This is a genomic window from Streptomyces sp. NPDC127177 (assembly GCF_042672475.1).
GTDB lineage: Bacteria > Actinomycetota > Actinomycetes > Streptomycetales > Streptomycetaceae > Streptomyces.
In genome coordinates, this window is the sequence record NZ_JBHXUW010000065.1 from 18,694 (window position 1) to 43,257 (window position 24,564).

At 71.6% G+C, this 24,564-nt stretch carries 21 protein-coding genes and 1 tRNA gene; 9 read left to right on the forward strand and 13 right to left on the reverse strand.

The window, feature by feature from the left end:
- Positions 1 to 2 precede the first annotated feature (2 nt).
- From ACFVJX_RS30290 to ACFVJX_RS30325, 8 genes are all read left to right on the forward strand, one after another.
- Positions 3 to 476: an Lrp/AsnC family transcriptional regulator gene (locus ACFVJX_RS30290; protein ID WP_384129982.1), complete on the forward strand. Its 474-nt coding sequence runs from the start codon at positions 3 to 5 to the stop codon at positions 474 to 476.
- Positions 477 to 492: 16 nt separating this feature from the next.
- Positions 493 to 1,140, forward strand: a complete 648-nt coding sequence (locus ACFVJX_RS30295; RefSeq protein WP_384129858.1) for an ABC transporter permease — start codon at positions 493 to 495, stop codon at positions 1,138 to 1,140.
- Positions 1,133 to 2,395, forward strand: a complete 1,263-nt coding sequence (locus tag ACFVJX_RS30300; protein ID WP_384129855.1) for an ABC transporter ATP-binding protein — start codon at positions 1,133 to 1,135, stop codon at positions 2,393 to 2,395. The genes ACFVJX_RS30295 and ACFVJX_RS30300 overlap by 8 nt, the downstream gene beginning before the upstream one ends.
- Complete coding sequence (locus tag ACFVJX_RS30305; RefSeq protein WP_384129852.1) at positions 2,392 to 3,273, forward strand: ABC transporter permease; 882 nt, start codon at positions 2,392 to 2,394, stop codon at positions 3,271 to 3,273. Before ACFVJX_RS30300 ends, ACFVJX_RS30305 begins: the two co-directional genes overlap by 4 nt.
- Before the next feature lie 56 nt (positions 3,274 to 3,329).
- A complete protein-coding gene (locus ACFVJX_RS30310; RefSeq protein WP_384129848.1) occupies positions 3,330 to 4,319 on the forward strand; it encodes a glycine betaine ABC transporter substrate-binding protein in 990 nt (329 codons plus the stop codon).
- Positions 4,320 to 4,436: 117 nt separating this feature from the next.
- Positions 4,437 to 5,054, forward strand: a complete 618-nt coding sequence (locus ACFVJX_RS30315) for an ArsR/SmtB family transcription factor (protein ID WP_384129846.1) — start codon at positions 4,437 to 4,439, stop codon at positions 5,052 to 5,054.
- A gap of 14 nt (positions 5,055 to 5,068) precedes the next feature.
- The gene (locus ACFVJX_RS30320; protein WP_384129843.1) at positions 5,069 to 5,269 is read left to right on the forward strand and encodes a hypothetical protein; all 201 of its coding nucleotides are present in this window, start codon (positions 5,069 to 5,071) and stop codon (positions 5,267 to 5,269) included.
- A 21-nt stretch (positions 5,270 to 5,290) separates the two neighbouring features.
- The gene (locus ACFVJX_RS30325) at positions 5,291 to 6,664 is read left to right on the forward strand and encodes an MFS transporter (RefSeq protein WP_384129979.1); all 1,374 of its coding nucleotides are present in this window, start codon (positions 5,291 to 5,293) and stop codon (positions 6,662 to 6,664) included.
- Here the strand turns inward: ACFVJX_RS30325 and ACFVJX_RS30330 are convergent.
- The 4 genes from ACFVJX_RS30330 to ACFVJX_RS30345 all read right to left on the reverse strand — a co-directional run bounded on the left by ACFVJX_RS30330 (position 6,594) and on the right by ACFVJX_RS30345 (position 12,175).
- Positions 6,594 to 7,382 (reverse strand): S16 family serine protease, encoded by a 789-nt coding sequence (locus ACFVJX_RS30330; RefSeq protein WP_384129840.1) that lies wholly within the window; start codon positions 7,380 to 7,382, stop codon positions 6,594 to 6,596. The two genes, ACFVJX_RS30325 and ACFVJX_RS30330, sit on opposite strands and share 71 nt — an antisense overlap.
- A 67-nt stretch (positions 7,383 to 7,449) precedes the next feature.
- Positions 7,450 to 8,091, reverse strand: coding sequence for an IclR family transcriptional regulator (locus ACFVJX_RS30335; protein ID WP_024489166.1), 642 nt, complete (start codon positions 8,089 to 8,091; stop codon positions 7,450 to 7,452).
- A 501-nt stretch (positions 8,092 to 8,592) separates the two neighbouring features.
- Positions 8,593 to 10,374 (reverse strand): DEAD/DEAH box helicase, encoded by a 1,782-nt coding sequence (locus tag ACFVJX_RS30340; RefSeq protein WP_384129836.1) that lies wholly within the window; start codon positions 10,372 to 10,374, stop codon positions 8,593 to 8,595.
- 151 nt (positions 10,375 to 10,525) lie between these two features.
- Positions 10,526 to 12,175: an MFS transporter gene (locus ACFVJX_RS30345; protein ID WP_384129833.1), complete on the reverse strand. Its 1,650-nt coding sequence runs from the start codon at positions 12,173 to 12,175 to the stop codon at positions 10,526 to 10,528.
- A 182-nt stretch (positions 12,176 to 12,357) separates the two neighbouring features.
- On the opposite strand from ACFVJX_RS30345, the gene ACFVJX_RS30350 reads away from it, so the two are divergent.
- A tRNA-Cys gene (locus ACFVJX_RS30350) sits at positions 12,358 to 12,432 on the forward strand.
- Between the two features lie 60 nt (positions 12,433 to 12,492).
- Here ACFVJX_RS30350 and ACFVJX_RS30355 read toward each other — a convergent pair.
- The 9 genes from ACFVJX_RS30355 to ACFVJX_RS30395 all read right to left on the reverse strand — a co-directional run bounded on the left by ACFVJX_RS30355 (position 12,493) and on the right by ACFVJX_RS30395 (position 24,383).
- On the reverse strand, positions 12,493 to 13,848 hold the full coding sequence (locus ACFVJX_RS30355) for a WXG100 family type VII secretion target (RefSeq protein ID WP_384129830.1): 1,356 nt from the start codon (positions 13,846 to 13,848) through the stop codon (positions 12,493 to 12,495).
- Positions 13,845 to 14,273, reverse strand: a complete 429-nt coding sequence (locus tag ACFVJX_RS30360; protein WP_384129827.1) for a hypothetical protein — start codon at positions 14,271 to 14,273, stop codon at positions 13,845 to 13,847. The genes ACFVJX_RS30355 and ACFVJX_RS30360 overlap by 4 nt, the downstream gene beginning before the upstream one ends.
- A gap of 106 nt (positions 14,274 to 14,379) precedes the next feature.
- The gene (locus tag ACFVJX_RS30365; protein ID WP_384129824.1) at positions 14,380 to 16,725 is read right to left on the reverse strand and encodes a xanthine dehydrogenase family protein molybdopterin-binding subunit; all 2,346 of its coding nucleotides are present in this window, start codon (positions 16,723 to 16,725) and stop codon (positions 14,380 to 14,382) included.
- Entirely contained in the window at positions 16,722 to 18,410 is a 1,689-nt protein-coding gene (locus tag ACFVJX_RS30370; protein WP_384129821.1) for a 2Fe-2S iron-sulfur cluster-binding protein, read from the reverse strand. The genes ACFVJX_RS30365 and ACFVJX_RS30370 overlap by 4 nt, the downstream gene beginning before the upstream one ends.
- Complete coding sequence (locus ACFVJX_RS30375; protein ID WP_384129819.1) at positions 18,407 to 19,303, reverse strand: FAD binding domain-containing protein; 897 nt, start codon at positions 19,301 to 19,303, stop codon at positions 18,407 to 18,409. Before ACFVJX_RS30375 ends, ACFVJX_RS30370 begins: the two co-directional genes overlap by 4 nt.
- Before the next feature lie 308 nt (positions 19,304 to 19,611).
- A complete protein-coding gene (locus tag ACFVJX_RS30380) occupies positions 19,612 to 21,255 on the reverse strand; it encodes a beta-N-acetylhexosaminidase (RefSeq protein WP_384195369.1) in 1,644 nt (547 codons plus the stop codon).
- 1 nt (position 21,256) lies between these two features.
- Positions 21,257 to 22,105, reverse strand: coding sequence for a carbohydrate ABC transporter permease (locus ACFVJX_RS30385; RefSeq protein WP_384129814.1), 849 nt, complete (start codon positions 22,103 to 22,105; stop codon positions 21,257 to 21,259).
- Positions 22,102 to 23,076 (reverse strand): carbohydrate ABC transporter permease, encoded by a 975-nt coding sequence (locus tag ACFVJX_RS30390; protein ID WP_384129812.1) that lies wholly within the window; start codon positions 23,074 to 23,076, stop codon positions 22,102 to 22,104. The genes ACFVJX_RS30385 and ACFVJX_RS30390 overlap by 4 nt, the downstream gene beginning before the upstream one ends.
- A gap of 2 nt (positions 23,077 to 23,078) precedes the next feature.
- Positions 23,079 to 24,383 carry an extracellular solute-binding protein gene (locus ACFVJX_RS30395; protein ID WP_384129809.1) on the reverse strand — a complete coding sequence of 435 codons (1,305 nt, stop codon included), beginning with the start codon at positions 24,381 to 24,383 and terminating at the stop codon, positions 23,079 to 23,081.
- Between the last annotated feature and the right edge of the window lie 181 nt (positions 24,384 to 24,564).

A 24,564-nucleotide genomic window follows, 5' to 3' on the forward strand; every position in this document is an offset into this window, starting at 1 on the left:
ACGTGGCGATCGATCATCTGGACGGGCGGCTCATCGTGCTCCTGGCGCGCGAGCCCCGGATCGGCGTACTGGAGGCTTCGCGCCGGCTCGGCGTGGCGCGCGGGACGGTGCAGGCGCGGCTCGACCGCCTTCAGTCGAATGGCGTCATCCGCGGATTCGGCCCGGACGTGGATCCGGCGGCGCTCGGCTACCCGGTCACGGCCTTCGCGACGCTGGAGATCAAGCAGGGCCAAGGAGCCGATGTACGGGCGCACTTGGGCGGCGTTCCGGAGGTGCTGGAGCTGCACACCACGACCGGGCACGGCGACATGTCCTGCCGCCTCGTGGCCCGTTCCAACGCCGACCTCCAGCGAGTGATCGACCGGGTTGTCGGATTTGATGGCATTGTCCGGGCCTCCACGGCCATCGTCATGGAGAACCCCGTACCACTGCGCATCATCCCGCTCGTCGAACAGGCGGCGCAGGACACCGACTGAGCCGAGGAGTGCCGAGTTGAGCTTCTGGGAGTATCTGGGCAATCGGCACCAGCAGCTGCTCACCGACGCGTTCCAGCACGTCAGCGCCGTATTCCAGTGCATGGTCATCGCGACGGTGCTGGGCGTCGTGATCGGTGTCGTCAGCTACCGCAGCGGCTGGGGCGGCTCACTGGCGATCACCTCGACGGCGACCGTCCTGACCATTCCGTCCCTCGCCGCGATCGGTCTGCTGATCCCGCTGGTCGGACTCGGTGTCGCACCGACCGTGATCACGCTGACGCTGTACGGGCTGCTGCCGATCGTCCGTAACGCCATCGTCGGTCTGCGCGGCGTCGATCCGGCGCTGGTGGACGCGGCGAAGGGCATCGGGATGTCGCGGATCGCCCGGCTCCTCAAGGTGGAACTACCGCTCGCCTGGCCGCCGATCCTCACCGGCATCCGGGTCGCCACCCAGATGCTGATGGGCATCGCCGCCATCGCGGCGTACGCGTCCGGGCCCGGTCTGGGCAACGAGATCTTCCGCGGTATCGCCTCGCTGGGCAGCGCCAACGCGATCAACCAGGTGCTCGCGGGCACGCTCGGCATCGTCATCCTCGCCCTGCTCTTCGACGCCGCGTACGTGCTGCTGGGGCGGCTCACCATCCCGAGGGGGATCCGTGTCTGAGACCGTCGCCGAGACCGGCCCGGCACCGCAGGAGAACGCCACCTCGGGCGCCACCATCCAGCTGGAGAACCTGACCAAGCTCTACCCGGGTAACCCCAGCCCGGCGGTGGACAACGTCTCGATGGACATCAAGGCCGGCGAGACCGTGATCTTCGTCGGCCCGTCCGGCTGCGGGAAGTCAACCACCCTGAAGATGATCAACCGGCTGATCGAGCCGTCCTCCGGCCGGATCAGGATCGACGACGAGGACGTCACGGACATCGATCCGGTGAAGCTGCGCCGGAAGATCGGTTACGCGATCCAGTCGTCCGGGCTCTTCCCGCACATGACGGTGGCGGAGAACATCGCCCTGGTTCCGAAGATGGTCGGCTGGTCGAAGTCGAAGGTGAAGGACCGGGTCGAGGAGATGCTCGATCTGGTCGGGCTCGACCCGCGCGAGTTCCACGGCCGCTATCCGCGCGGTCTCTCCGGCGGTCAGCAGCAACGGGTGGGCGTGGCACGGGCGCTGGCCGCCGATCCGCCGGTGCTGCTGATGGACGAGCCGTTCGGCGCGGTCGACCCGATCACCCGTGACCACCTCCAGGACGAGCTGATCCGGCTCCAGCACGAACTGCACAAGACGATCGTCTTCGTCACCCACGACTTCGACGAGGCGATCAAGCTCGGCGACCGGATCGCCGTGCTGCGCGAGCACTCGCACATCGCGCAGTTCGACACCCCCGAGGCCATCCTCACCAATCCGACGGACGACTTCGTCTCCGGTTTCGTCGGGGCGGGTGCGGCGCTGAAGCGGCTCAACCTCACCCGGGTGCGGGATGTGGAGATCGCCGACTTCCCGACGGTGACGGTCGACGACCCGCTCCAGTCGATCTTCAACAAGCTGCGCAGCGGATCGCACAACGAGCTGCTGATGCTGGACCGCAGGAACCGTCCGTACAAGTGGCTGCGGCGCGGTGACCTGATGCGGGCCCGCGGTTCGCTGGCGCGGGCCGGGCAGCTGGTGCACGACACGGTGACCAGGGACGCGACGCTGCACGACGCGCTGGAGGCGGTGCTGACGGACAGCGGCGGACGGGTCGCGGTGACCGGGCGGCGCGGCGAGTTCATCGGCGTCGTCGACATGCACACCCTGATGAACTCGGTGCACGAACTCCTGGAGGCCGACCGGCTCACCGCCATCGAGCACCAGCACGAACTGGAGGAGCTGCGGAGCAACCAGACCGGCAAGGAGCTGGAGGGCGGTGCGGACGCATGACTCCCCACTCATCGTCCGGCTCCGGCCCCACCGGAAGGGTCCCCGCGTCCGACCGTGACCGCCCGCCGGGCGAGCACGACGTCAAGGGCCATGTCTTCCGTGACGAGGAGGAGGAACCGCCGCCGCCGCAGGCCCGGCCGCCGCGCCGGATCACCTGGCGCAAGCTGGTGCTGGTGCCGGCGGTGCTCGCGGTGGTCCTGATCGTCACCTACGTGTGGATCAACAACATCAGCCTCGACCCGATCGCGGAGAACTCGATCGCGGGCGACACCGTGCAGGTGCGGTGGTGGCAGCACGTCAGGCTGACGGCCATCTCGACCTTCTGGGTGCTGATCATCGCCATCCCGCTGGGCATCGCGCTGACCCGGCGGGGGCTGCGCAAGGGCGCCCCGGTGGTCACGGCGATCGCCAACATCGGACAGGCGACCCCGGCGATCGGTCTGCTGGCCCTGCTGGTGATCTGGCTGGGCATCGGCCCGTCGACGGCGATCACGGGCATGGTCATCTACGCGGTGCTGCCGGTGCTCTCCAATACGGTCGCCGGTCTCAAGGCGATCGAGCCGACTCTGGTGGAGGCGTCGCGCGGCATCGGGATGTCGGCGATGGGAACGCTCACCAAGGTCGAACTTCCCCTCGCGGTGCCGCTGATCCTGGCCGGCGTACGGACCGCGCTGGTGCTCAACGTGGGGACGGCGACCCTGGCCACGTTCGGGGGCGGCGGCGGGCTGGGGGACCTGATCACCTCGGGCATCCAGACCCAGCGCATGCCGGTGCTGGTGCTCGGTTCAGTACTGACGGTGGTACTGGCGCTGCTGGTGGACTGGCTGGCCTCGCTGGTCGAGGTGGCGCTGACGCCGCGCGGACTGGAGGCGGGGTGATGCGCCGGACGGGAGACGGGCTGATGCGCCGGACTGGATGTGGGGTGACGCGCCCGATGAGCAGGCGTACCGGGCGCGGGGTGCGGGCCGGTCTCGCGGGGGCGGCGGCGCTGGCGCTGGTGCTCTCCGGATGCGGGCTGAAGAGCGGGTCACCGATGGTCGACGCGGTGCGGCCGGGGTCCGTGGGGAAGGGCGAGCCGCTGGACGGCGCCTCGCTGACCGTCACATCGAAGAACTTCAGCGAGAACATCATCCTGGGCCAGATGATCGGCCTCATCTTCAAGGCCGCCGGGGCCGAGGTGCTGGACCGCACGAACCTGCCCGGGTCGATCAGCGCGCGCGAGGCGATCCGCCAGGGTGACGCCGACGCGATGTACGAGTACACGGGCACGGCCTGGATCACCTACCTGGGCCACTCGAAGCCGATCGTGGACCCGCTGAAGCAGTGGAAGGCGGTGCGCGACGCGGACCGGAGGAACGGGGTGGTGTGGCTGCCGCAGTCCACCCTCAACAACACCTACGCGCTCGCCATCAGCAAGAAGAACAACGCGAAGTACCACCTGAAGACGCTCTCCGACGTCGCCGCGCTGGCGAAGAAGAGCCCCTCGGCGGTGACCGTCTGCGTGGAGAACGAGTTCGCCTCCCGCAACGACGGGCTGCCGGGCATGGAGAAGGCGTACGGGATGTCGCTCCCGGCCGCCAACATCAAGAAGATGGACGCCGGGATCGTCTACACCCAGGTGTCCAAGTCCGACTCCTGCCTGCTGGGCGAGGTGTTCACCACCGACGGCCGGATCAAGGCGATGAACCTCGACGTGCTGCGGGACAACAAGCACTTCTTCCCGAACTACAACGCGGCGCCGGTCATCCACACCGCGACCTTCGACAAGTACCCGGTGATCGCCGCACTGCTGGACCCGCTCAGCGCGCGGCTGACCACGGAGGTCGCGCAGGTGCTGAACGCCAAGGTCGACGTCGACGGGGAGGACCCGCACGAGGTGGCGAAGGACTGGCTGGTCCAGGAGGGCTTCATCAAGGAGGGCTGAGGGGCGGGCGGGGGCCCTCGATGCCCTCGATGCCCTCGATGCCCCAGTGACAACTTCCAAAGAAGTCGATGCAAAGGACCTGTTGCAAAGACTCCTTTGTAACTCTATCGTCGAAGCATGACGGAGAACGACGCAGGCCCGGACGGCACCCCGGCAGCATCCACCCCCAACATCCACATGGTGAACGCCCGCACCCTGCGCGGGCTGGCCCACCCCCTGCGGATGCGGCTGCTGAGCACCCTCCGGGAGTTCGGCCCGGCCACCGCGTCCGGGCTCGCCGACCGGCTCGGCGAGTCCAGCGGCGCCACCAGCTACCACCTGCGGCAACTGGCCACGTACGGCTTCGTGGAAGACGACCCGGAGCGCGGCAAGGGCCGCGAGCGGTGGTGGAAGGCCGTCCACATGGGCACGGGTTTCGACCACAGCGCGGACTTCCTCCACCACCCGGACCCGGAGATCCGCGGCGCCATGGGGGTCGTCATGCACGAGATCGCCACCGCGCACGCCCAGGAGGTGAACACCTGGCTCGGCACCATGCACGAATGGCCCCAGGAGTGGCTGCGCTCTTCCGACCTCAGCGACTTCAAGATGCGCCTCACGCCCGAACTCTCCCTGGAACTGGCGGAGAAGATCCACGACCTCGTCGAGAGCTACCAGGACCGGGTCCCGGAGGGCACCGAGGGCTCCGCCCTGGTCCGCACCCATCTGCACGTCTTCCCCCGCCCCACCGACTGAAGGGAACCCACGCCATGCATCCCGAGACGCACCTTCAGCTGCACCGCATCCGCTCCGCCGAACTGCAGCGCCAGGCAGCCGACTTCAGCCTCCGCCACCAGAGCACCCCGCCGCAGGGCCTGCGGACCAGGGTGGGCTGGACCATGGTCGAACTGGGCCTGCGCCTGATCCCCGAAAGGCCCGCGACGCCGTCCCGCGCACCTCGAACGGCCTAGCCGGTGGACGGGGGGAGACAGATACGGGACCGGGTACCGCTGACCGCCGTACTGGCCGCCAACTCCATATCGACCGCCGGTACTTCACTCACCCTGATCGGCGTTCCGTGGTTCGTCCTGGAGACCACGGGCAGCGCCGGCCGGGCCGGGGTCGTCGCCTTCTGCGCGACGCTGCCGATCGTCGTCTCCGCGCTGATCGGCGGGCCCCTCATCGACCGGATCGGCCGGCGCCGGGTCTCCGTCCTCTCCGACACGGTGTGCGGGCTCGCCGTCGCCGCCGTCCCGCTGCTGCACTACGCCGACGCGCTCCCCTTCTGGATGCTCTGCGCGCTGATGGGCGTCAACGGGCTCGTCCACACTCCCGGCAACACCGCGCGCTACGTGCTGGTGCCGGACCTCGCCGCACGCGCCGGCACCACACTGGCCCGCGCCGCCAGCCTCTTCGACGCGGTCTCGCGCGGGGCACGGATGGTCGGGGCGGCGCTGGCCGGCGTACTGATCGCACTGGTCGGCGCGGAGACCGTACTGCTGCTGGACGCGGCGACCTTCCTCACATCGGCCGCGCTGATCGCGGCGGGGATACGGGGAGTGCGCGCGGCGGAGCCCGTCAAGGCCGTGACACCGGTCTCGCTGCGCGGCTACCGGCGTGAACTGCGGGAGGGATACGCCTACTTGCTCGGCAACCGGCTGCTGCTGGGAGTCGTGGTGATGGTCCTGTTCATGAACGGCACCGACCAGGGCTGGAACGCCGTCCTGCTGCCGGTGCACACCTCGGCCGAACTGGGCGGGGCGCGTGATCTCGGGTTGCTCACCGCGCTGTTCGGGGCGGGCGGCCTGACCGGGGCCCTGCTGTACGGGGCGGTGGGGCACCGCTACTCGCGACGGGCCGTGTTCAGCGTGTGCGTGGTGCTGTGCGGGGCGCCTAGGTTCCTCGTCGCCGCGCTGACCGGGACGACCCTGCCACTCGCCGTCACCATGGTGCTGAGCGGGGTCGCGGGCGGCGTCCTGAACCCGATCCTGACGACGGTGATCTACCGGAGCATCCCCGACGAGCTGCGCAGCCGGGTGTCCGGGGCGATCACCGCCGGATGCGAGCTGGCCATGCCGGTGGGCGGACTGGCCGCGGGCCTGCTGGTGGAGAGCGCGGGCGCGTCGCGGGCACTCCTGGCGATGGGCGGGGTGTACCTGCTCGCGACGCTGAGCCCTCTGGTCTTCCCGGCCTGGCGGACGATGGACGACGAGCCGGTCCCGGGACCGGCCGTCGATCCGGCCTCGAAGCCGGCCGGTGCGCCGGGCGGGCCCGCGGACCCTGCCGGGCCTCCGGTCAGCAGCTCGGGACCTTGCCCCCGTGGTCGAGTGCCCGCAGCGAGGAGACCGCGCCCTTCAGGGTCGTGACCGGGATCAGCCGGAGCCCGTCCGGAAGCTCGGCGTGCGCCTCCTTGCACTCGGCCTTCGGTACGAGGAAGACGCTCGCCCCGTCACGCCGGGCCGCCTGCGTCTTGAGGGAGACGCCGCCGACCGCGCCGACCTTGCCGTCCGCCTCGATGGTGCCGGTGCCGGCGACGTTGCGGCCGCCGGTGAGGTCGCCGCCGGAGCCGTCGCCGTCCAGCTTGTCGACGATGCCGAGCGCGAAGAACAGGCCTGCGCTGGGGCCGCCGACGTCGGCGAGGTGCAGGGTCACGTCCACGGACCCGGGCTTCCGGCCGAGGTAGTTCAGGGCGGCGTCCACCGCGGAGTCCTGCGACTTCACCATGTCGTCGAGGTTGTGCTTCTCGATCTCCTTCTCGGAGCCGCCCGTCGGGTAGACGGAGTCGCGCGGCATGACCGCCCGGTCCGTACGGAACCAGCTGTCGATCACATCACCGACCCCGACATCGGCGGTGGGGCCCGTCGCCACGATCGTCGTCATCCGCAGCTGGCCCTTGGTGGGCCGGGTGGGGGTGTCCTTGATGCTGATCACGGGGGTGCCGTGGTCGTCCCCGAGCACGTTCGCCGTCGTACCGGGCTGCGCCAGCGTGAAAGGCAGCGGCGCGAAGGCCGCCACCCCGACGAGGGCGACGACGGGGAGGGCACAGAGGGCGAGGGTGCGGGGGCGCGAGCGACGTGTGAACACCCGCCCAATCTAACCGGCCCGGCTCCCACCGCATCGGCCCGCCCGGGCGATCCGAACCGGGTCGCCCTCAGCGAAGCGCGTCGGCGACCTCGCGGGCCGCGTCCACCACGCGGGGCCCCACCCGCTCCGGGACCGCGTCCGCCAGCATCACCACGCCGACGCTGCCCTCGACCCCCGTAACCCCCATCAGCGCGGCCGCCGCCCCGCTCGCCCCCGCCTCCAGCTCGCCATGGGTGAGGGTGAACGCGGTCTCGCCCACCGGCTTCTGCCGTGCGGCGAGGATCGCCCGGCCCGCCGCACCCCGGTCGAGCGGGTGGCGAAAGCCCGCCCGGTACGCCACGTGGTAGTCCGTCCAGGTCGGTTCGACGACCGCGACCGCGAGCGCGTCCGTGCCGTCGACGAGCGTGAGGTGCGCCGTGGCGCCTATGTCCTCGGCCAGGGACCGCAGCGCGGGCAGCGCGGCTTCCCTGACGAGCGGATGCACCTGGCGGCCCAGGCGCAGCACACCCAGGCCCACCCTGGCCCGTCCGCCCAAGTCGCGCCGGATCAGGGTGTGTTGTTCCAGCGTGGCGAGCAGACGGTAGACCACTGTCCGGTTGACGCCGAGTTTGTTGGACAACTCGGTGACCGTCAGTCCGTGGTCGGTGTCGGCAAGCAGCTTGAGGACACGCAGTCCTCGGTCGAGCGTCTGGGAGGTCTCCGCGGTCACGACGCCCTCTCCTCTTTGGTGAGCGGCAGCGGCTGGTCCCACGGATTGTGCGCCGCCGGTCCCAGCGGCGACGCACGGAGAGGCCGCCGGCCTGGCCAAGGCACCGGCTGCGCTCCGCGGCGGCATTGCCACGGGGCGTTCACATTTTTGGGACAGTAGCGAGCCAGTCCGCTCAGCGGAAGACCTCGTCCAGAATCCGGGCGCCCGCGGAAAAGCGGTTGTGCCGGAAGAGCATAAGTGCCGGTCAGCGAGGCGTCGGCCGGACCGGGCGCATCTACGCGCGTCCATGTCGGCCGACTCCCTCGCGACGCTCCGTACACCGGAGGTGAACCAGCGTTAACTCACTGTGAACAATTGCCGCACAGATTTTCCGTTCACCAGCACCTCGCAGGCCCTGATCGCTCATGGCAGGTCCGCCCCGGGCCGGCACCATGACACCGGCCCGGGGCGAGGACGACCGTCCTGCGCCCCGGGCCGGTGTGCCCGTGTGCCCGCGCGGGCTCACGACATACGGGTGGCCCACTCCTGGACCTTCTTGATCCGCTGCTCGATCTGCCCGGCCGTGGCCTCCGCGCTCGGCGGCCCGCCGCAGACCCGCCGCAGCTCGGTGTGGATCACGCCGTGCGGTTTGCCGCTCTGGTGCGTGTAGGCCGACACCATGGTGTTCAGCTGCTTGCGCAGCCCCAGCAGCTGCTTGTGCGTGACCACCGGCCGGTCACCGGCAGGCTTCTCCAGCAGATCGGCCTCGGAGGCCGGCTTCTGGCGGCTGTGCGCGATCTGCCGGGTCTGCCGCTTCTGGAGCAGCAGCTGCACCTGGTCGGGTTCGAGCAGTCCGGGGATTCCGAGGTAGTCCTGCTCCTCCTCGCTGCCCGGGTGCGCCTGCATGCCGAATTCGGCACCGTCGTACAGCACCCGGTCGAAGACCGCGTCGGACTCCAGCGCCTCGAAGGGCAGCTGCTCCTCGGTCTCCTCGTCCTCCAGCTTCTCGGCGTCGGCGAGGAGCTTGTCCTCCTCGGAGAACGGGTTCTCCTCTTCGCTGCCCTTCTTAGGCTTGTCGAGGACGTGGTCCCGTTCGACCTCCATCTCGTTGGCGAAGTCGAGGAGCATCGGGATCGTCGGCACGAAGACGGAGGCGGTCTCGCCGCGCCTTCGGGAACGCACGAAGCGGCCGACGGCCTGCGCGAAGAAGAGGGGCGTCGAGATGGTGGTGGCGTACACACCGACCGCGAGGCGCGGTACGTCCACGCCCTCGGACACCATGCGGACGGCGACCATCCAGCGCGATCCGTCGTCGGTGAACTGATCGATCTTCTTCGACGCGGCCTTCTCGTCGGAGAGCACGACGGTGGCCTTCTCGCCGGTGACCTTCTTGAGGATCTTGGCGTACTCGCGCGCGGACTCCTGATCGGTCGCGATGACCAGACCGCCGGCGTCCGGAATGCCCTTGCGGACCTCGGTCAGCCGCTTGTCCGCGGCGCTGAGCACGTTGGGGATCCACTCACCGGTCGGCGCGAGCGCGGTGCGCCAGGCCTGCCCGATGGCGTCCTTGGTCATCGGCTCACCGAGCCGGGCGGCGATCTCGTCACCGGCCTTGGTGCGCCAGCGCATGTTGCCGCTGTAGCTGAGGAAGATGACCGGGCGGACGACGCCGTCGGCGAGCGCGTTGCCGTATCCGTAGGTGTAGTCGGCCGATGACCGCCTGATCCCGTCGTTGCCCTCCTCGTACGCGACGAAGGGGATCGGGTTGGTGTCGGAGCGGAACGGCGTACCGGTGAGGGCGAGTCGGCGGGTCGCCGGGTCGAACGCCTCCTGGCACGCCTCGCCCCAGGACTTCGAGTCACCCGCGTGGTGGATCTCGTCGAGGATCACCAGGGTCTTGCGCTGCTCGCACCGGTTGCGGTGCAGCATCGGGCGGACGCCGACACCCGCGTACGTGACCGCGACCCCGTGGTAATCCTTGCTCACGGGGCCGGCGCTGTAGTCGGGGTCGAGCTTGATCCCTATCCGGGCCGCAGCCTCCGCCCACTGCTTCTTGAGGTGCTCGGTGGGCGCGACGACGGTGATCTGCTGCACGACGTGATGGTGCAGCAGCCATGAGGCGAGGGTCAGCGCGAAGGTGGTCTTCCCGGCGCCGGGGGTCGCGACCGCGAGGAAGTCGCGCGGCTGCTCCTGGACGTACCTCTCGAGGGCGCTCTGCTGCCAGGCTCGCAGCTTCCCGGCCGTACCCCAGGGGGCGCGGCCGGGAAAGGCGGGTGAGAGGTGGTGGGAGGCGGTAGTAGTCACGGTCTCCGGTTCGGGTCTCTCGGGTACGTGTGGTGCTGTCCGCACGGGCCGGGACGGGCTCGCACGCGATACGACAACCGGGCCACCCTACCGGTGGGCGGGGCGCGATCCGCCTCGGACTACGCCGCCCCGCAGGGAATTGCGACGGCTCTCACATGTCGTCGGCGAGCGGTTCGCCCAGCCCCCGCGAGATCACCTCGGCCGCGCCCCTTTCGCCCGCGGCGACCCCGGTGACCAGGCGTTCCACCGCATCGATGTCCGGGTACGCCGCTTCGCCCGGACCTGGCAGGGGAGGGCCGGTGGGCGGCCGATTCGGTACCACTCCCTTCTCCCACACCCGTGTGGCCACCCAGGCCCCCAGCACCGCGACCCCGGCCATCGGCAGGAAGACCACCGCGAACGCCCCCGGGTGCGAGCCGGCTGCCCCCGCCTCCGCGGCGTCGTGCACCGCGCCCACCGCTCCCCCGCCGAGCGCGCCGAACGCCGCGCCGCCCGCGGCCAGCAGCAGGGCGTTGGAGAGGCCGTCGGAGATCTGCAGGGCCGCCGAGTTCGCCCCCGCCTCCTCCGGAGCCGACAGCTTCAGCAGCAGCACGCTGGTCGACGCGATCACCGTGCCCATCCCGTAGCAGCCGACGGCCCAGGCCACGGCCACCGTCCAGACCGGCACCCCGTCGATCAGCACGGCGGGCGCGGCGGCGATCGCCGCGGCGACCAGCACCATCCCGCCCACCATCAGCCGCTCGCGGTACGGCTCCAGGCGCGGCCGGGACTGTACGAACGAACCCAGCGCCCAGGTGCCTCCGCCGGCCGCGAGCGAGAGCCCTGCCATCGTCGGGGACAGCCCGCGCTGGGTGACCAGCATCAGCGGTACGAAGGACTCGGCGGCGATGAACGACCCGGCCGCCACCCCGCGCAGCAGCACCACCGCGGGCAGCCCGCGCGCCGCCCGCCCGGTGCCGGGGGGCAGCAGACCGCGGACCGCGGGGACGAGCAGGGCGATCCCGGCGGCAAGCGGCAGCAGCGAGAACCAGTTCCGCTCCTGCCCGGCGTACTGGAGCAGTCCCGCACCCAGCGAGACGCCCAGCGCGAGCACGACGCGCCGGCGGTCGAACCGCTCGACGGGCGCCGCCGGGTCCGCGGGTCCGGCCGCCATCCGCCGGATCGCGGGCAGCGCGAGCGCCAGCGGGAAGACCACCAGGACCGGGATGCCGATGAAGACCCAGCGCCAGCCCAGGTGCTCGGTCACGCTCCCGGAGGCCAGTGGCCCGACGACGGACGGGATCACCCAGCTCGCGGCGAACCCGGCCATGATCGCCGGCCGCAGCGGCTCCGGATAGGCCCGGCTGACCACCACGTACAGCGCGACGATCACCAGCCCGCCGCCGAGCCCCTGCACGGCGCGCCCCGCGATGAACATCCACATGGTGCCCGCGGTCCCGGACAGCAGCAGCCCCAGTCCGAAGGCGCTGATCCCGGCGGCGAGCGGCGCCAGCGGCCCGCGGCGGTCGGCCCACTGCCCGGACAGCACCATGGCGAAGAGGCTGGTGGTGAAGTACGCCGAGAACGCGAACGCGTACAGCGGGATGCCGTGCAGCTCACGGGCGGCGACCGGCATCGCGGTCCCTACGGCGGTCGCCTCGAAGGCGATCAGGAAGACGACGGAGACGATGCCGATACTGAGCGCCCGGTAGGTCCGCCCGAGCACTCCTTCCAGTGCCGCGGTGACGGTGGTCTCGCGGGCACTCTCAGGGGCTTCCATGCGGGCCGAGACCTCGGCGTCACGGGGTTCCAGGACGGTCATGAGCTTTAGGGTAAGGGGCAAAATTCACTGTGGACCCTGTCGCGAGTCGCTCCCGTCGTCGTCCCTTGGTCGTAGGACCGACCCACCGATCATGAACGCCGTATGGCAGTCCCGTTGCGGGGCCGCCCGCGCCCTTGGCGTCGCGGGCGCCGGGGCATACGGTCGGAACCGGAACAACGCACGGCCGTGTGCCCGAGAGGCTTAGGGGCTCGACTGCAACTCGAGTTACACCGGTTCGATTCCGGTCACGGCCTCCATACGGAACCGCCCGTCCCTCATTCGCAGGGGCGGGCGGTTTCTCGCTGTGGCGTCGGCGCTCAGCCGACGACCGGGGGGACGAGGCGCCTGCTGGGCCGCCGCCAGGTCTCCTCGTCCTCGGCGAGGCGGTCGCGCCGCCCGCCGGACCGCGGCGCACCGGCCGGGGCGCCGCCGCCCGCACCGCCCCGTCGCACCAGGCCCGAGCCACCCGGAGTGACGGGGCCCGCCGCGGTGCGTCCCGGCTGCTGGGGCCCGCCGAGGCTCGCGGCTCCCGCCACCGGCCCCACGGGGCTGCGGTCCGGCCCCTCTGCGCCGACCACCGTCCCGCGTGGCAGCGCCCCCGCCGTGCGGTCCGGGGCATGGGCCACGGCACGGCCTCCGCTGATCCCGCGCTCCCCCGGCAGGGCTGCGCCGGAGCGGGCCGGTGCGGCTGCCTGCACGACGGGTACGTGCGTACGCGCTCCGGCGGAAGCGTGCCCTGCCGGTCCGACCGGAGGCAGGAGAGACAGCGGAGACGAGGGAGACAAGGGAGGCGGCGGGGACGGCGGAGCCGCCCCCGGTCTGCTCGCTGCCGGTGAACTCGCCAGTGCCGTCGGGGAGTCCGGCGGGGGCGTGGGGAGGGAGGCGACGCCGTCGATGCCCATGGCCACCTGTGGTGCGGGCGGATCGGTGCCCGGCAGCGGCGTCCCCCGGTCCCCGGCCGGGAGAGCACCGGCACCCTCCGTACGGGGTACCGCCGCATGAGGCACCGCTGTACGCGGCTCCGCTGTATGAGGGGCCGCCGGGCCGGGAGGGTCCGCCGCCGGAAGGCCCGCGCCCGCGCCCGCCGCGTCCACGTACCGGCGCTCGCCCTTCCCACGCGTCCCGCGCTCCTGCGGCACGGCCTCGTCGGGCAACGGCGGAAACACCGGCTTCTCCAGGGCCGTGAGCTGCGAGGCCGAGAGCTCGTACGTCTGGGCCAGCCTCCGCATCTGGGCCGCCGCCTCCCGACGGTCCTCCGCCGCCGACGCGAGCAGGGCGTGCGCGGAGTCCCGAGCGGCTGCCGGTGCGGTCGGGTCGTTCCAGGTCGCCAGGGCCGCGTCGTGGCGCGGGAGGGTGCCGGGGCGGGGGATCGACGTCTGGGCCGACGCGATGGCGTCCGACGCCTCCGTGAGCCACTTCGCGGCGCCCTCGCCGTAGTCCCCCAGGCGCAGTGTCGCGTTGGCCAGGTCCGCGCTCCAGGCACGGAAGGCTTCGGCTCCCTCGCCCCTCCACTCCAACCGCTGGGGGCGCACCCTCAGGTCCTCCGCGATCCGGCGGATCTCCTTCACCGCGCCCACCAGGCGGTCCGCCGCGCTGCGGACCTCGCCGTCGGCGGCCTCGTCGAGCCAGCGCAGCATCTCCTCGTGCGTCATGCGGTCGAAGTCCGTGGTCACAGCGGTGCCGGCTTCCCGGGCGGGTGCACGTCACCGTGGCCGCCGACGGCGAGTGCGCGGTCGCGGATGTCCGCGTCGACGCTCTCGTAGCCCCGGCGGGAGGCGAGGACGGCGGTGCCGAGGCCCTCGATGGAGTCGGAGAGCAGCGTGGACAGCCGCTCCAGCTCCTCGATGACGACGCGGTACGCGCCGTGCAGCGCGTCCGCCTCCGCCCAGCTGCCCCGGCCGCCGCCGAGCCGCTCGCGTCCCATGGGGTCGGCGCCGAGCCTTCCGGGAGCCGCCGGGGATGATTTGAGGCCGCGCAGGAGTTCGTCGATGCGGTCGCGGAATCCGGTGAACGACGACAGCCCTGCGACCAGTTCGCCGCAGGTGTCCGACCCGGCCGGTCCCGTCTCCGTTCCCGGCGCAGGATGGATCGGCGTCACAGCAACCTCCCCGTGAAGAGCTCCGGAGATCACCTTAGGCAGCAGCGCCGACCCTGTCCGGCGCCGGATTGCGCATGCAATCCGGCGAACAACGTCCGTCGGGCGGTCAGGACTTGGGTGTCGCGACGGCTGCCTGCGGCCTGATCGGGAGGCGGTTGATCGGGCGGCCGGTGGCCGAGCGGACCGCGGCGGCCACCGCAGCCGGGGAGGTCACCACCGGGATCGCGGACGCCGGCTTGGCGCCGAAGGGTGCCACCACGTCACGTTCCTCGACGAGTTTGACAATGCGAATGTCCGGCGCGTCAAGGGAGGTCGGCAGCGCGTAACCCGTTAGGTCGGGGTGGCGGATCAGACCGCGCGCGGTGCGCAGGTTCTCCGTCAGTGCGGTGCCGATGCCCTGGGTGACGCCCGCCTCGATACGGGTGGCCAGCTGGGACGGGTTGAGGACCCGGCCGACGTCCTGCGCGACGGCCATCTCCACGACACGGACCGAGCCGAGCTCGATGTCGACGTCCACCACCGCGCGGATCGCGCAGAAGGCGAGGCCGACGAAGGCGTCGCCCTGGCCGGACTCGTCCAGCGGTTCGGTGGGGTGCGGGCGGCACTGGGCGGTGGCCCAGAGTTCCTTGCCGTCCATCGCCTCGGTGACGGTCGTGGACAGCACCCCGTCGTACGAGGTGATCTTGCCGTCGGCGATCTGGAGCAGTTCGGTGGACATGCCGAACTTGTGGGCCAGCGGCTGGAGGAGCTGGGTGCGCACCATCTTCGCGGCGCGTTCGACCGCGCCGGCGGAGACCCAGGTGTGGCGGCCGTGCGTGGCCGGTCCCGCCGGGGGCTGGTCGGTGTCGACGGAGGCCACGTGGACCTCCTCGATGCCCAGGGTCTCCTGGACGACCTGGCGGGCCAGGGTCGAGAAGCCCTGGCCGGTCTCGACCGCGGCGCAGATGACGGTGGCGACACCGTCGTGGACCCGGACCGTGGCCGTGGAGACCTCGTCGGCGCCCTCGGCACCGAGCATGTGGACCATGCCCAGGGCGTATCCGACCCCGCGCCGCACCGCGCCGGGTTCGCCCGCGCCCTCGGGGCCGCCCGGCAGCAGCCAGTCGTCCTCCGGGGAGTCCTTGGGCAGCGAGGGCAGTCGGAAGTCCCGTACCGAACGCAGGAGTTCGGCGACCGGGGCGGGGCAGGTCACCGTCTGGCCGGTGGGCAGGATGTCGCCGGTGGAGAGCGAGTTGCGCAGCCGCAGCTCGGCCGGGTCGATGGAGAGCCTGGCGGCCAGCTTGTCCATCTGGCCCTCGTACGCGGCGCAGACCTGCATCGCGCCCTCGCCCCGGACGTGGCCGGACGGCGGGTTGTTCGTACGGACGGCCCAGCCCTCGATGAAGGCGTGCGGGACGACGTAGGGGCCACAGGCGAACGCGACGGCGGCTGCCAGGGATTCGGACGAGGAGTCGGCGTACGCGCCGGCGTCGAGGAGGATCTGGGCCTCGACCTTCACCAGACGGCCCTCGGCGTCCGCGTGGTGGCGGTAACGGAGCAGGGTCGGGTGGCGGTGCGCGTGGCCGAGGAAGGACTCCTCGCGGGTGGCCGCCAGTTTGACCGGGCAGCCGGTCCGCAGCGCGAGCAGGCCCAGCGGAAGCTGGAATCCGGGGTCCTCGCGGTCGCCGGTCGCGCCGGGCACACCGGTGACGACGACCTTCACCCGGTCGGGTTCGAGGCCGAAGCACGCGGCGGCCAGATCGCGGTCGGTGTGCGGGTCGGTGGAGGCGGTGTAGATCTCGACGCCGCCGTCGGGCCTGGGCACGGCGAGCCCGGCCTCCGCGCCGATCGGCGCCGGGTCCTGGCGGCCGATGCGGTACAGCCCCTCGACGACGACCTCGCCCACGATCTCCGGGTCGCCGTAGCGCAGCGGGATGTGGCGGATCAGATTGCCGTCGGGGTGCAGCGGTTCGGCGGCGAAGGCCTTCTCCGGGTCGGTGACCGGTTCCAGCAGCTCGTACTCGACGGTGATGGCGGCGGCGGCCAGCCGGGCCGTGTCGGGGTGGTCGGCGGCGACCGCGGCGATCGGCTCGCCGTGGTGGCGGACCAGGTCGGAGGCGAAGACGGGGCGGTCGACGACACGGCGTCCGTAGGCGCCCTCGCCGGGCACGTCCTCGTGGGTGACGACCGCGCGGACGCCCGGCATCTCGACCGCGGCCGAGGTGTCGATCGACAGGATGCGGGCATGAGGGTGCGGGGAGCGGAGCACGGCCGCCCAGAGCAGGCCCTCGGCCCACAGGTCGGCGGCGTACGGAAAGGTGCCCTCGGTCTTGGCGCGCGCGTCGGCCGGCGGCAGCGAGGCGCCCAGGCCGAGCTGCGGCTGCTCGCCCCCGGGCCCCTCGGGTCCGTCCAGCGAAGGGATGCTGATCGCCGTGTGGGTCGCGCCGGCCGCGGTGGCTGCGTCGTTGCTCACGCCGTGCCTCCGTCCTGCAGATGGGCCTGCACACTACCGGCGCCCGGGGCCGCTTGGTGCGGGATGCGGGCCTCGCCCTGTTCCGCGGATTCCGGTGCGGCCGCCGTCGCCGCGTCGGAAGCGGCCTCGCGGCCCGCGATGACCTCGTTCACCGCGTCGAGGACACCGCGGTAGCCGGAACAGCGGCAGAGGTTGCCGCAGAGTGCCTGACGGGTCTCCAGCTCGCTGGGGGCGTGGTTGCCCTCCAGCAGGTCGTGGACGGTCATGGCCATTCCGGGGATGCAGAAACCGCACTGGACCGCGCCGCAGTCGGCCAGCGCCCGCTGGACGTCGGACGGCTCACCGTCGACGGCCAGGCCTTCGACGGTACGGACCTCGCTGCCGGCTGCGGTGGCCGCGGGGACCAGGCAGGAGGCGACGAGACGGCCGTCCACCTGGACGTTGCAGGCCCCGCACTCGCCCTGCGAGCAGCCGTCCTTGGCACCGGCGAGGCCGAGGCGCTCACGCAGCACGTAGAGCAGCGACTCACCGATCCAGGCGTCGGTGACGGGGCGGTCGGCGCCGTTGACGTGCAGCAGGTACGAGGCGGAGGGGTGCTCACTGGGCAGGTCGAGCGCGGGGGCGGGCACGGCTCCGGTGGCCTCGGGGCCGTCGGGTCCCGGGCCATCGGTGTCCGTGGCATCGGTGCCGGTGGCATCGATGTCCGTGCCGTCGGCGTCCGTTGCGTCCGGTCCCGTGAGCGGCTCGTCAGCGGCGGCTTCGGCGTCCGGTCCGGTGGCCGCGGGCTGCTCGGTGCCGAGCGGCGGCGCGTCCTCGGCAGCCGGCTCCGGCGGGCCGTCGGGCGCGGCGTCGGGCTCCTCCGCGGAAGGTCCGGGCGGCGGGGCCGGTGCGACGGCGTCGTGGTCCGGACGGTCCTCGGACCGGTCGGCCGGAGTCTCGTCGACGGTGCCGACCGGCTCGTCCGGGGCGCCGCCGAGGTCGGTGCCCAGCGGCGGGGTGCCACCGGCCACGGGTTCGGGCTCCGGCTGCTGCTCGGGCTGCTGTGTCGCCCAGGGCGCGGGCGCGCCGCCGGGCAGGGTGGCCGGCGCGGGCCGGTCCGCGTACCAGCCGGCGGCCAGCGCGGAGGCCGAGAACTCGCCGGACTCCTCCGGGAGATCGCCGTCGGCGACGGGGATCTGCCACTGGCCGGTGTGCCCGGCGGGCTCGGCCGCCTCGGCGGACTCGGCGAAGTTCCACTGACCGGTGGCGGCCGGGTTCTCGCGGTACTGGTCCGGATACTGCTGCTCGCCCTGCTGCGGGTACTGCTGCTCGCCCGGTTGCGGGTGCTGCGGGTGCTGTGGGGCCTGCGGGTAGCCGTAGGGCGTCCCGTACGGCGTCTGCTGCTGGTTCGGGTCCGGCCAGTGCACCGCATCGGGCGTCGACCGGTCCGTCTCCGTGTTCTGCGGGGACTGCCCGCCCGGTGTCTGGACGACCCAGCTGCCGGTGGCCGCCGGGTCGAGCCCGGCGGCGGGGGTCAGCGGAACGATCATCGGCGGTACGTAGCCCTGGCCGGGAGCGGCCAGCGGGATGTTCGCCAGGTCCTCCGGCGGCAGGTGGACGAAGGCCGTCGCCTCCGCGTCGTACTCGCCGCTCTGCGGGGTGGGCTCCCAGCCCCCGTGCTGTTCGGCGTGGTCCTCGTTGGTCACGACAGTGCCCTCCCCAGCGCGCGTCGGGCCAGTGCGGCGACGGTGCGCCTCAGGTGCAGTACGGCGGGGGGCAGCGGTGGTGCCTCTCCCCCGTCGGCGGGCGGCGGCTCGTCCGGGATGCAGGCCGCGGCGACGTACTCACCGAAGGCCGCCAGCGCGTCGGGCGCCAGGCCCCGTTCACCGTCCCAGTCGATCAGCGAGGCGATCCAGCGTTCGGCCTCCAGCGGCCGCAGCGGCATCGGCGCGATGGCACCGACCGCGCAGCGCACTCCGCGCCTGGCCGGGTCGAGGACGATCGCGACGGAGGCGGTGGCCCGGCCGGGGCCGGTGCGCCCGGTCGCCTTGAGGAAGACCTGCGGGGCGTGCAGCAGCGGTACCCGGACGAAGCCGATCAGCTCGGCGGGCTCCAGCATCTCCCGGCCGGCCAGCAGGTGCGATACCGGGATCTCGCGGCGGGCGCCACCGGGGCCCGCTATGACGAGCTCGGCCTCCAGCGCGGCGAGCACCGGGAGTGCGTCACCGGTCGGGGCGGCGGTGGCGATGTTGCCGCCGAGCGTGCCGGCGTTGCGGATCTGCGGCGGGCCCGCGGCGCGCGCGGAGGCGGCCAGGGCGGGGATGAGGGCGGCGAAGTCCGGGCGCCCCATGCGGGCGTGTGTGAGTCCGGCGCCCAGCAGGGCGTGGCCGTCCTGGTAGTGCCAGCCGCGGAGTTCGCTGATCCGGCCGAGGCCGACCAGTCCGGAGGGGCGCAGCAGCCCCTTGTTGACGGCCGACATCAGGTCCGTGCCGCCTGCCACGGGGACGGCGGCAGGCATGGCGCCGAGTGCCGCCACGGCCTCGTCCAGCGAGGCAGGCAGCGTGACGGACTGCGTCGCCTGCGGTGCTTGCGTGGTCAACCCAGCTGCCCCTTCCCGGTGTCCCGGCTGTCCCGCCTGTTTCGCCGTACGGTACGTGCTCAAAGCCTGGACGTGGCAACTCTGGCACATCTTCGGACCGGCCCGACGCGAGGGTCCGCGAAGGGAGTATCCGTCCCCGACCAGGGGGATGATCCCGATTCGCACCTCTTCGGCGCGGAGTGCGAATTGCCACTATTCAGCGAGGTTGTACGACTTATCACGTTCGGCGGGAGGGCCGGATGCGGGGAACGGCTTCCGCCGCCGCGGTCGCGTGGACCACGGCGGCGGAAGCCGTACGGAGCGCGGGTTCACACGTGCGGGGGTGCCCCCTCGATCGGCCGTCCGAGGATGCCGGGGCGCCGCTGCCACGGCAACGGGCCGCCCGGCGGCCGGTAGTCGACGCCGAGCGCGTCCAGCCGGGCGTAGTGCGTGGCCATTCGCTGTTCGAACCCGGCGAAGTCCCGGTCAGCGGAGGCGGGCAGGGCGGACCAGGCGACCTCGGCGAAGGCCGCGAGGCGCGGGAAGACCTGGTAGTCGACGCGGGCCCGGTTCTGCATCACCTCGGTCCAGACGTTGGCCTGGGTGCCGAGGACGTGCCCGGCGGCCTCCTCGGTCAGGCCAGGCGGCACGGGTTCGAAGCGGTAGACGTCCTCCAGGCTGCGGACGTAGCCGATCGGCATCGGCTCGTCGGGGCCGCCGTCCTGACGGTGGTCCAGGTAGACCTGCTGCTCCGGGCACATCACGACGTCGTGCCCGGCCTCGGCGGCCGCGATGCCGCCCGCGTAGCCGCGCCACGAGGAGACGGCGGCGCCCTCGGCGAGCCCGCCCTCAAGGATCTCGTCCCAGCCGATCAGCCGGCGGCCGCGTGCGGTGAGCCAGCCGTCGAAGTGGCGGATGAACCAGGACTGCAGCTCGTCCTCGTCGGCGAGGCCGAGTTCCCTGATGCGGGCCTGGGCCGTCGGCGACTGCTTCCACTGGTCCTTGGGGCACTCGTCGCCGCCGATGTGGACGAACGGCGAGGTGGCGGCCGGGAAGAGGCCGAGGAGCTCCTCGAAGACGCCTTCGTAGAAGCGCAGGACACGGTCGGTGGGGGCCAGGACGTTGGGGGTGACGCCCCAGCTGTCCCAGACGGACAGGGCCGTGGTGTCGACGACGTCGGCGTTGCCCAGCTCCGGATAGGCGCTGATGGCGGCCTGCGAGTGGCCCGGGATGTCGATCTCGGGGACGACCCGGATGTGCCGGGCGGCCGCGTACGCCACGATCTCGCGGATGTCGTCCTGGGTGTAGTAACCGCCGTGCGGGGTCTCGTCCCACAGCTCGGAGGCCCGGTGGCCGTACTTGGTGCGCGACCGCCAGGAGCCCACCTCGGTCAGGCGCGGGTAGCGCTTGATCTCGACGCGCCAGCCCTGGTCGTCGGTGAGGTGGAAGTGGAAGACGTTCAGCTTGTGGGCGGCGAGGAGGTCGAGCTGGCGCAGGACGTCGGTCTTGGGCATGAAGTGCCGTGCCACGTCGAGCATCAGGCCGCGCCAGCCGAACCGGGGACGGTCCTCGATGGTGCAGCTCGGCACGGTCCAGATCCGGTCGGGGTCGACCGGCGCGCTCCGGTGGGCGTCCGGGCCGAGCAACTGGCGCAGCGTCTGGATGCCCCAGTGCAGCCCGGCCGGGGCCGCGGCCCGCAGGGTGACCGCGTCGGCGTCCACGGCCAGCAGGTAGCCCTCGGACCCCAGCCCGTCCACGGCCCCTGGGTCGAGCCGCAGCCGGATCACGTGCCCGGAACCGTCCCCTCCCGGTGCGAGCGGGAGACCGGTCGCGGCACCCACGCCGGCCCGCAGCAGACACGCGATCGCCTCGGTGCCGGCCGGGGCGTCGACCACGGTGTCCTGATCCAGAACGAAGCCGGCCGCACCGGTGGGGTATTCGGCGCGCAGGGGCGCCGGGATCAGATTGACCACGTCAGTCCTTAACCGCTCCGCCCAGTCCCGAGACCAGGCGTCGCTGTACGAGTACGAAGAACACCAGCACGGGAACGGTCATCACCGTCGAGGCCGCCATGATCCCGCCCCAGTCGTTCTCGTCGGGTTTGAAGAAGACCAGAAGCGCCATCGGGAGCGTCGACTGGGAGATGTCGCTGATGATGAACGACTTCGCGAAGAGGAAGTCGTTCCAGGTCGTGATGAAGGAGAAGACGCTCGTCGCCACCAGCCCGGGGAAGACCAGGGGGAAGAGGATCTGCCACAGGAAGCGGGTGCGGCTCGCCCCGTCGATGTACGCCGCCTCCTCCAGGGCGTCCGGGACGGCCTTGACGAAGCCGCGCAGCATCCAGATGGCGAACGGCAGCGAGAAGGCCAGGTGCGGCAGGATCAGCGAGCCGAGGGTGTTCAGCTGGCCGAAGTCCCGCATCAGGAAGAACAGCGGGATCGTCAGCGCCTCGACCGGCACCATCTGCGCCACCAGGAACATGATCAGCAGTGTGGTGCGGAAGCGGAAGCGGAACCGGGTCACCGCCGTCGCCGCCAGGAAGGCGACCAGCGCGGAGACGACGACGACCGTGCCGGCGACGAGCAGGCTGTTGAGGAAGTAGCGCCCGAAGTCGTGCTGTTCGAAGACCCGGCGGAAGGAGTCCAGGGACGGCGACAGCGTCCATGGCCTGGGATGCGTGGACTGGATCTCACCGGCCGGTTTGAAGGCCGAGAGCACCATCCAGTACAGCGGGAAGGCCACGGCGGCGGCGATCAGCAGGGCCGCCGCCTCGGCGGCGAGCCGGCCGGGCCGGCGGACGCGCAACAGGGACGGCAGGCTCACAGTTCCTCCCCCTGGCGCCTCACCAGGCGCAGATAGACCAGCGTGACCGCAAGCAGGATCACCAGCATCACGACGCCGATCGCGGAGCCGAGGCTGTACTGCGAGGACGCGAACGCCTTCTGGTACGCGTACACGTTGAGCACCAGGTTCTGCCCGGCGATGCCGCCGCCGTTGGTCATGACGTAGATCTGGGTGAAGACCTTGAAGTCCCAGATGATCGACTGGATGGTGACGACGACCAGGATCGGCCGCAGCATCGGCGCGGTGACCGACCGCCAGATCCGCCACTGCGAGGCGCCGTCGAGGGCCGCCGCCTCCAGCACCTCGGTGGGAATGGCCCGGATGCCCGCGTACACGGTGACCATCACGAACGGGAACGAGCACCACAGGACTTCCAGGAGCACCAGCGCGAAGGCGCTGTAGCGCCCGTACGTCCAGGAGAAGTCGCCGAGCCCCAGTACCCGGTTGACCGGTCCGAAATCGGCGTCGAAGAGGAAGACCCAGACGGTGGAACCGGTGATCGCGGGCGTCGCCCAGGCGCCGAGCGCCGCCATCATCAGGGCGAGCCGCGGGACGGCCCGCACCCGGGTCAGCAGGACGGCGAGCGCGCAGCCGGTCACCAGGGTGGCCAGCACGCAGAGCGCCGCGAAGACCACGGTGGACAGCAGCACCTGCCAGAACTGGCTGTCGTGGAAGAGCGTCGCGTAGTTGCCGAAGCCCTGGAAGGTGGCCGGTTCACCACCGCTCACCTGGGCCTGGGTGTACTCCAGGAAGGAGATCAGGCCAAGCTGGTAGATCGGGTAGACCAGCAGTCCGCCGAGGAGGACGAGCGCGGGCAGGAGGTAGAGCCAGGGGGTCCAGCCGGGCCGCCGGGCGGGCGATGCCGCGCGGCGGCGACGGAGCGGGCGGGGGGAAGGACCGCCCGCTCCGGGCGTGGGGGGCGCCTTGTACGCCGTGCTGTCAGCCGTCATCGTCAGCCCGCGTCGGCGAACGCGGCGTCCATCTTCTTCGCGGCGTCGTCCGAGGCCTTCGCCACGTCCTTACGGCCGCTGACGATCTCCTGGAACATCGTCGGCAGGATCAGCGAGGAGTCGATCTGGCCCCAGGCCGGCGAGGCCGGGACGAACTTGGCGCCCGCGCCGAGCGTCTTGACGAACGGTTCGACGAAGGGCTCCTTCTTCGCGGCGGCCGCCAGCACGTCCGTGTACGTCGGCAGGAAGCCCATCGCGTCGAACATCTTCGCCTGGGCCTCCTTGCCGGTCAGCGACTTCATCAGGTCGACGGCCAGGGTGCGGTGCTTGCTGCTCTTCAGTACGCCGATGTTGTTGCCGCCCGCGAACGCCGGGGCGACGGATCCCTCGGCCACTCCCGGCAGCGGCACCACCGCGTACTTGCCCTTCACCGTGCCGGCCTCGACGGCCGCGTGGCTGAAGTCGCCGCCGATGGCCATGGCGGCCTTGCCTGAGGCGAAGGCGGTGACGGTCGCGTTGCCGCCCATGGCGGCGCACTTGGCGGCCGGGCAGTTGGTGGCGCCGAAGAGCGAGGTGTAGGCGGCGATGCCCTTGCGGGCCTTCGGGCTGTTGATGGCCGCCTTGTAGCCGGCTCCGCTCCCGCCGGCCAGTTCACCGCCGTTGGCCCAGATGAACGGCATCGCGCCGTAGGTGTACGCGCCACCCACCGCGAGCCCGTACAGGCCGGGCTTCTTCTTGTGGATCTCCTTCGCGGTGGAGATCAGTTCCGCCTGGGACCTGGGGGCCTCGATCCCCAGGTCCTCGAAGACGTCGGTGCGGTAGTACAACGCCCTGACCCCGACGAAGAGCGGTGCCCCGTAGACCTTGCCGTCCACCGTCACGGACTGCTTGGCGGTCGGGTCGGTGTCCTTGGCGTCCGGCCAGTCGCCGAACTCGGCGCTGATGTCGGCCAGTCCGCCGTCCTTCACATAGCCGGCGGTGTCCGTGTTGCCGTACTCGATCAGGTCGGGGGCGCTCTTGGGGTCGTTGAAGGCGGCCTTGACGCGCTGGGCGCGGGTCTCGACGGGTATGTACTCGATCTCGGCCTTCGCGCCCTTGTGGGCCTTCGCGAAGTCCGCGACCGCGGCGTCGACGACCTTCTCCTTGGGCTTGTTGCCCACCTCCTGGAACAGCCAGACGCGGAGCGTGCCGGTCTTCTCGTCCCCCTTGGCTCCGGTGTCGGAGGTCTGCGGCGCGCAGGCGGTGGCGGTGAGACCCGCCAGCACAAGCGCCGCAACCGGGGCGGCAATTCGGGCAGAAAGCTTCATCCGGGACCCCTACCGGTAGGCGTTGCAGCATGCGCAACGCTCGTTTCGTTCTGCACAACTTGCAGGAGGGTAGGTCTAGACGAAGTCGCCGACAAGTGGTCTCAACCACTCTGTGACCCGGGGAGGCAGCCCGTGCAACGCGAAGGGCCCCGGAACGGGGAAAGAGCCCCCGGGGTACGCG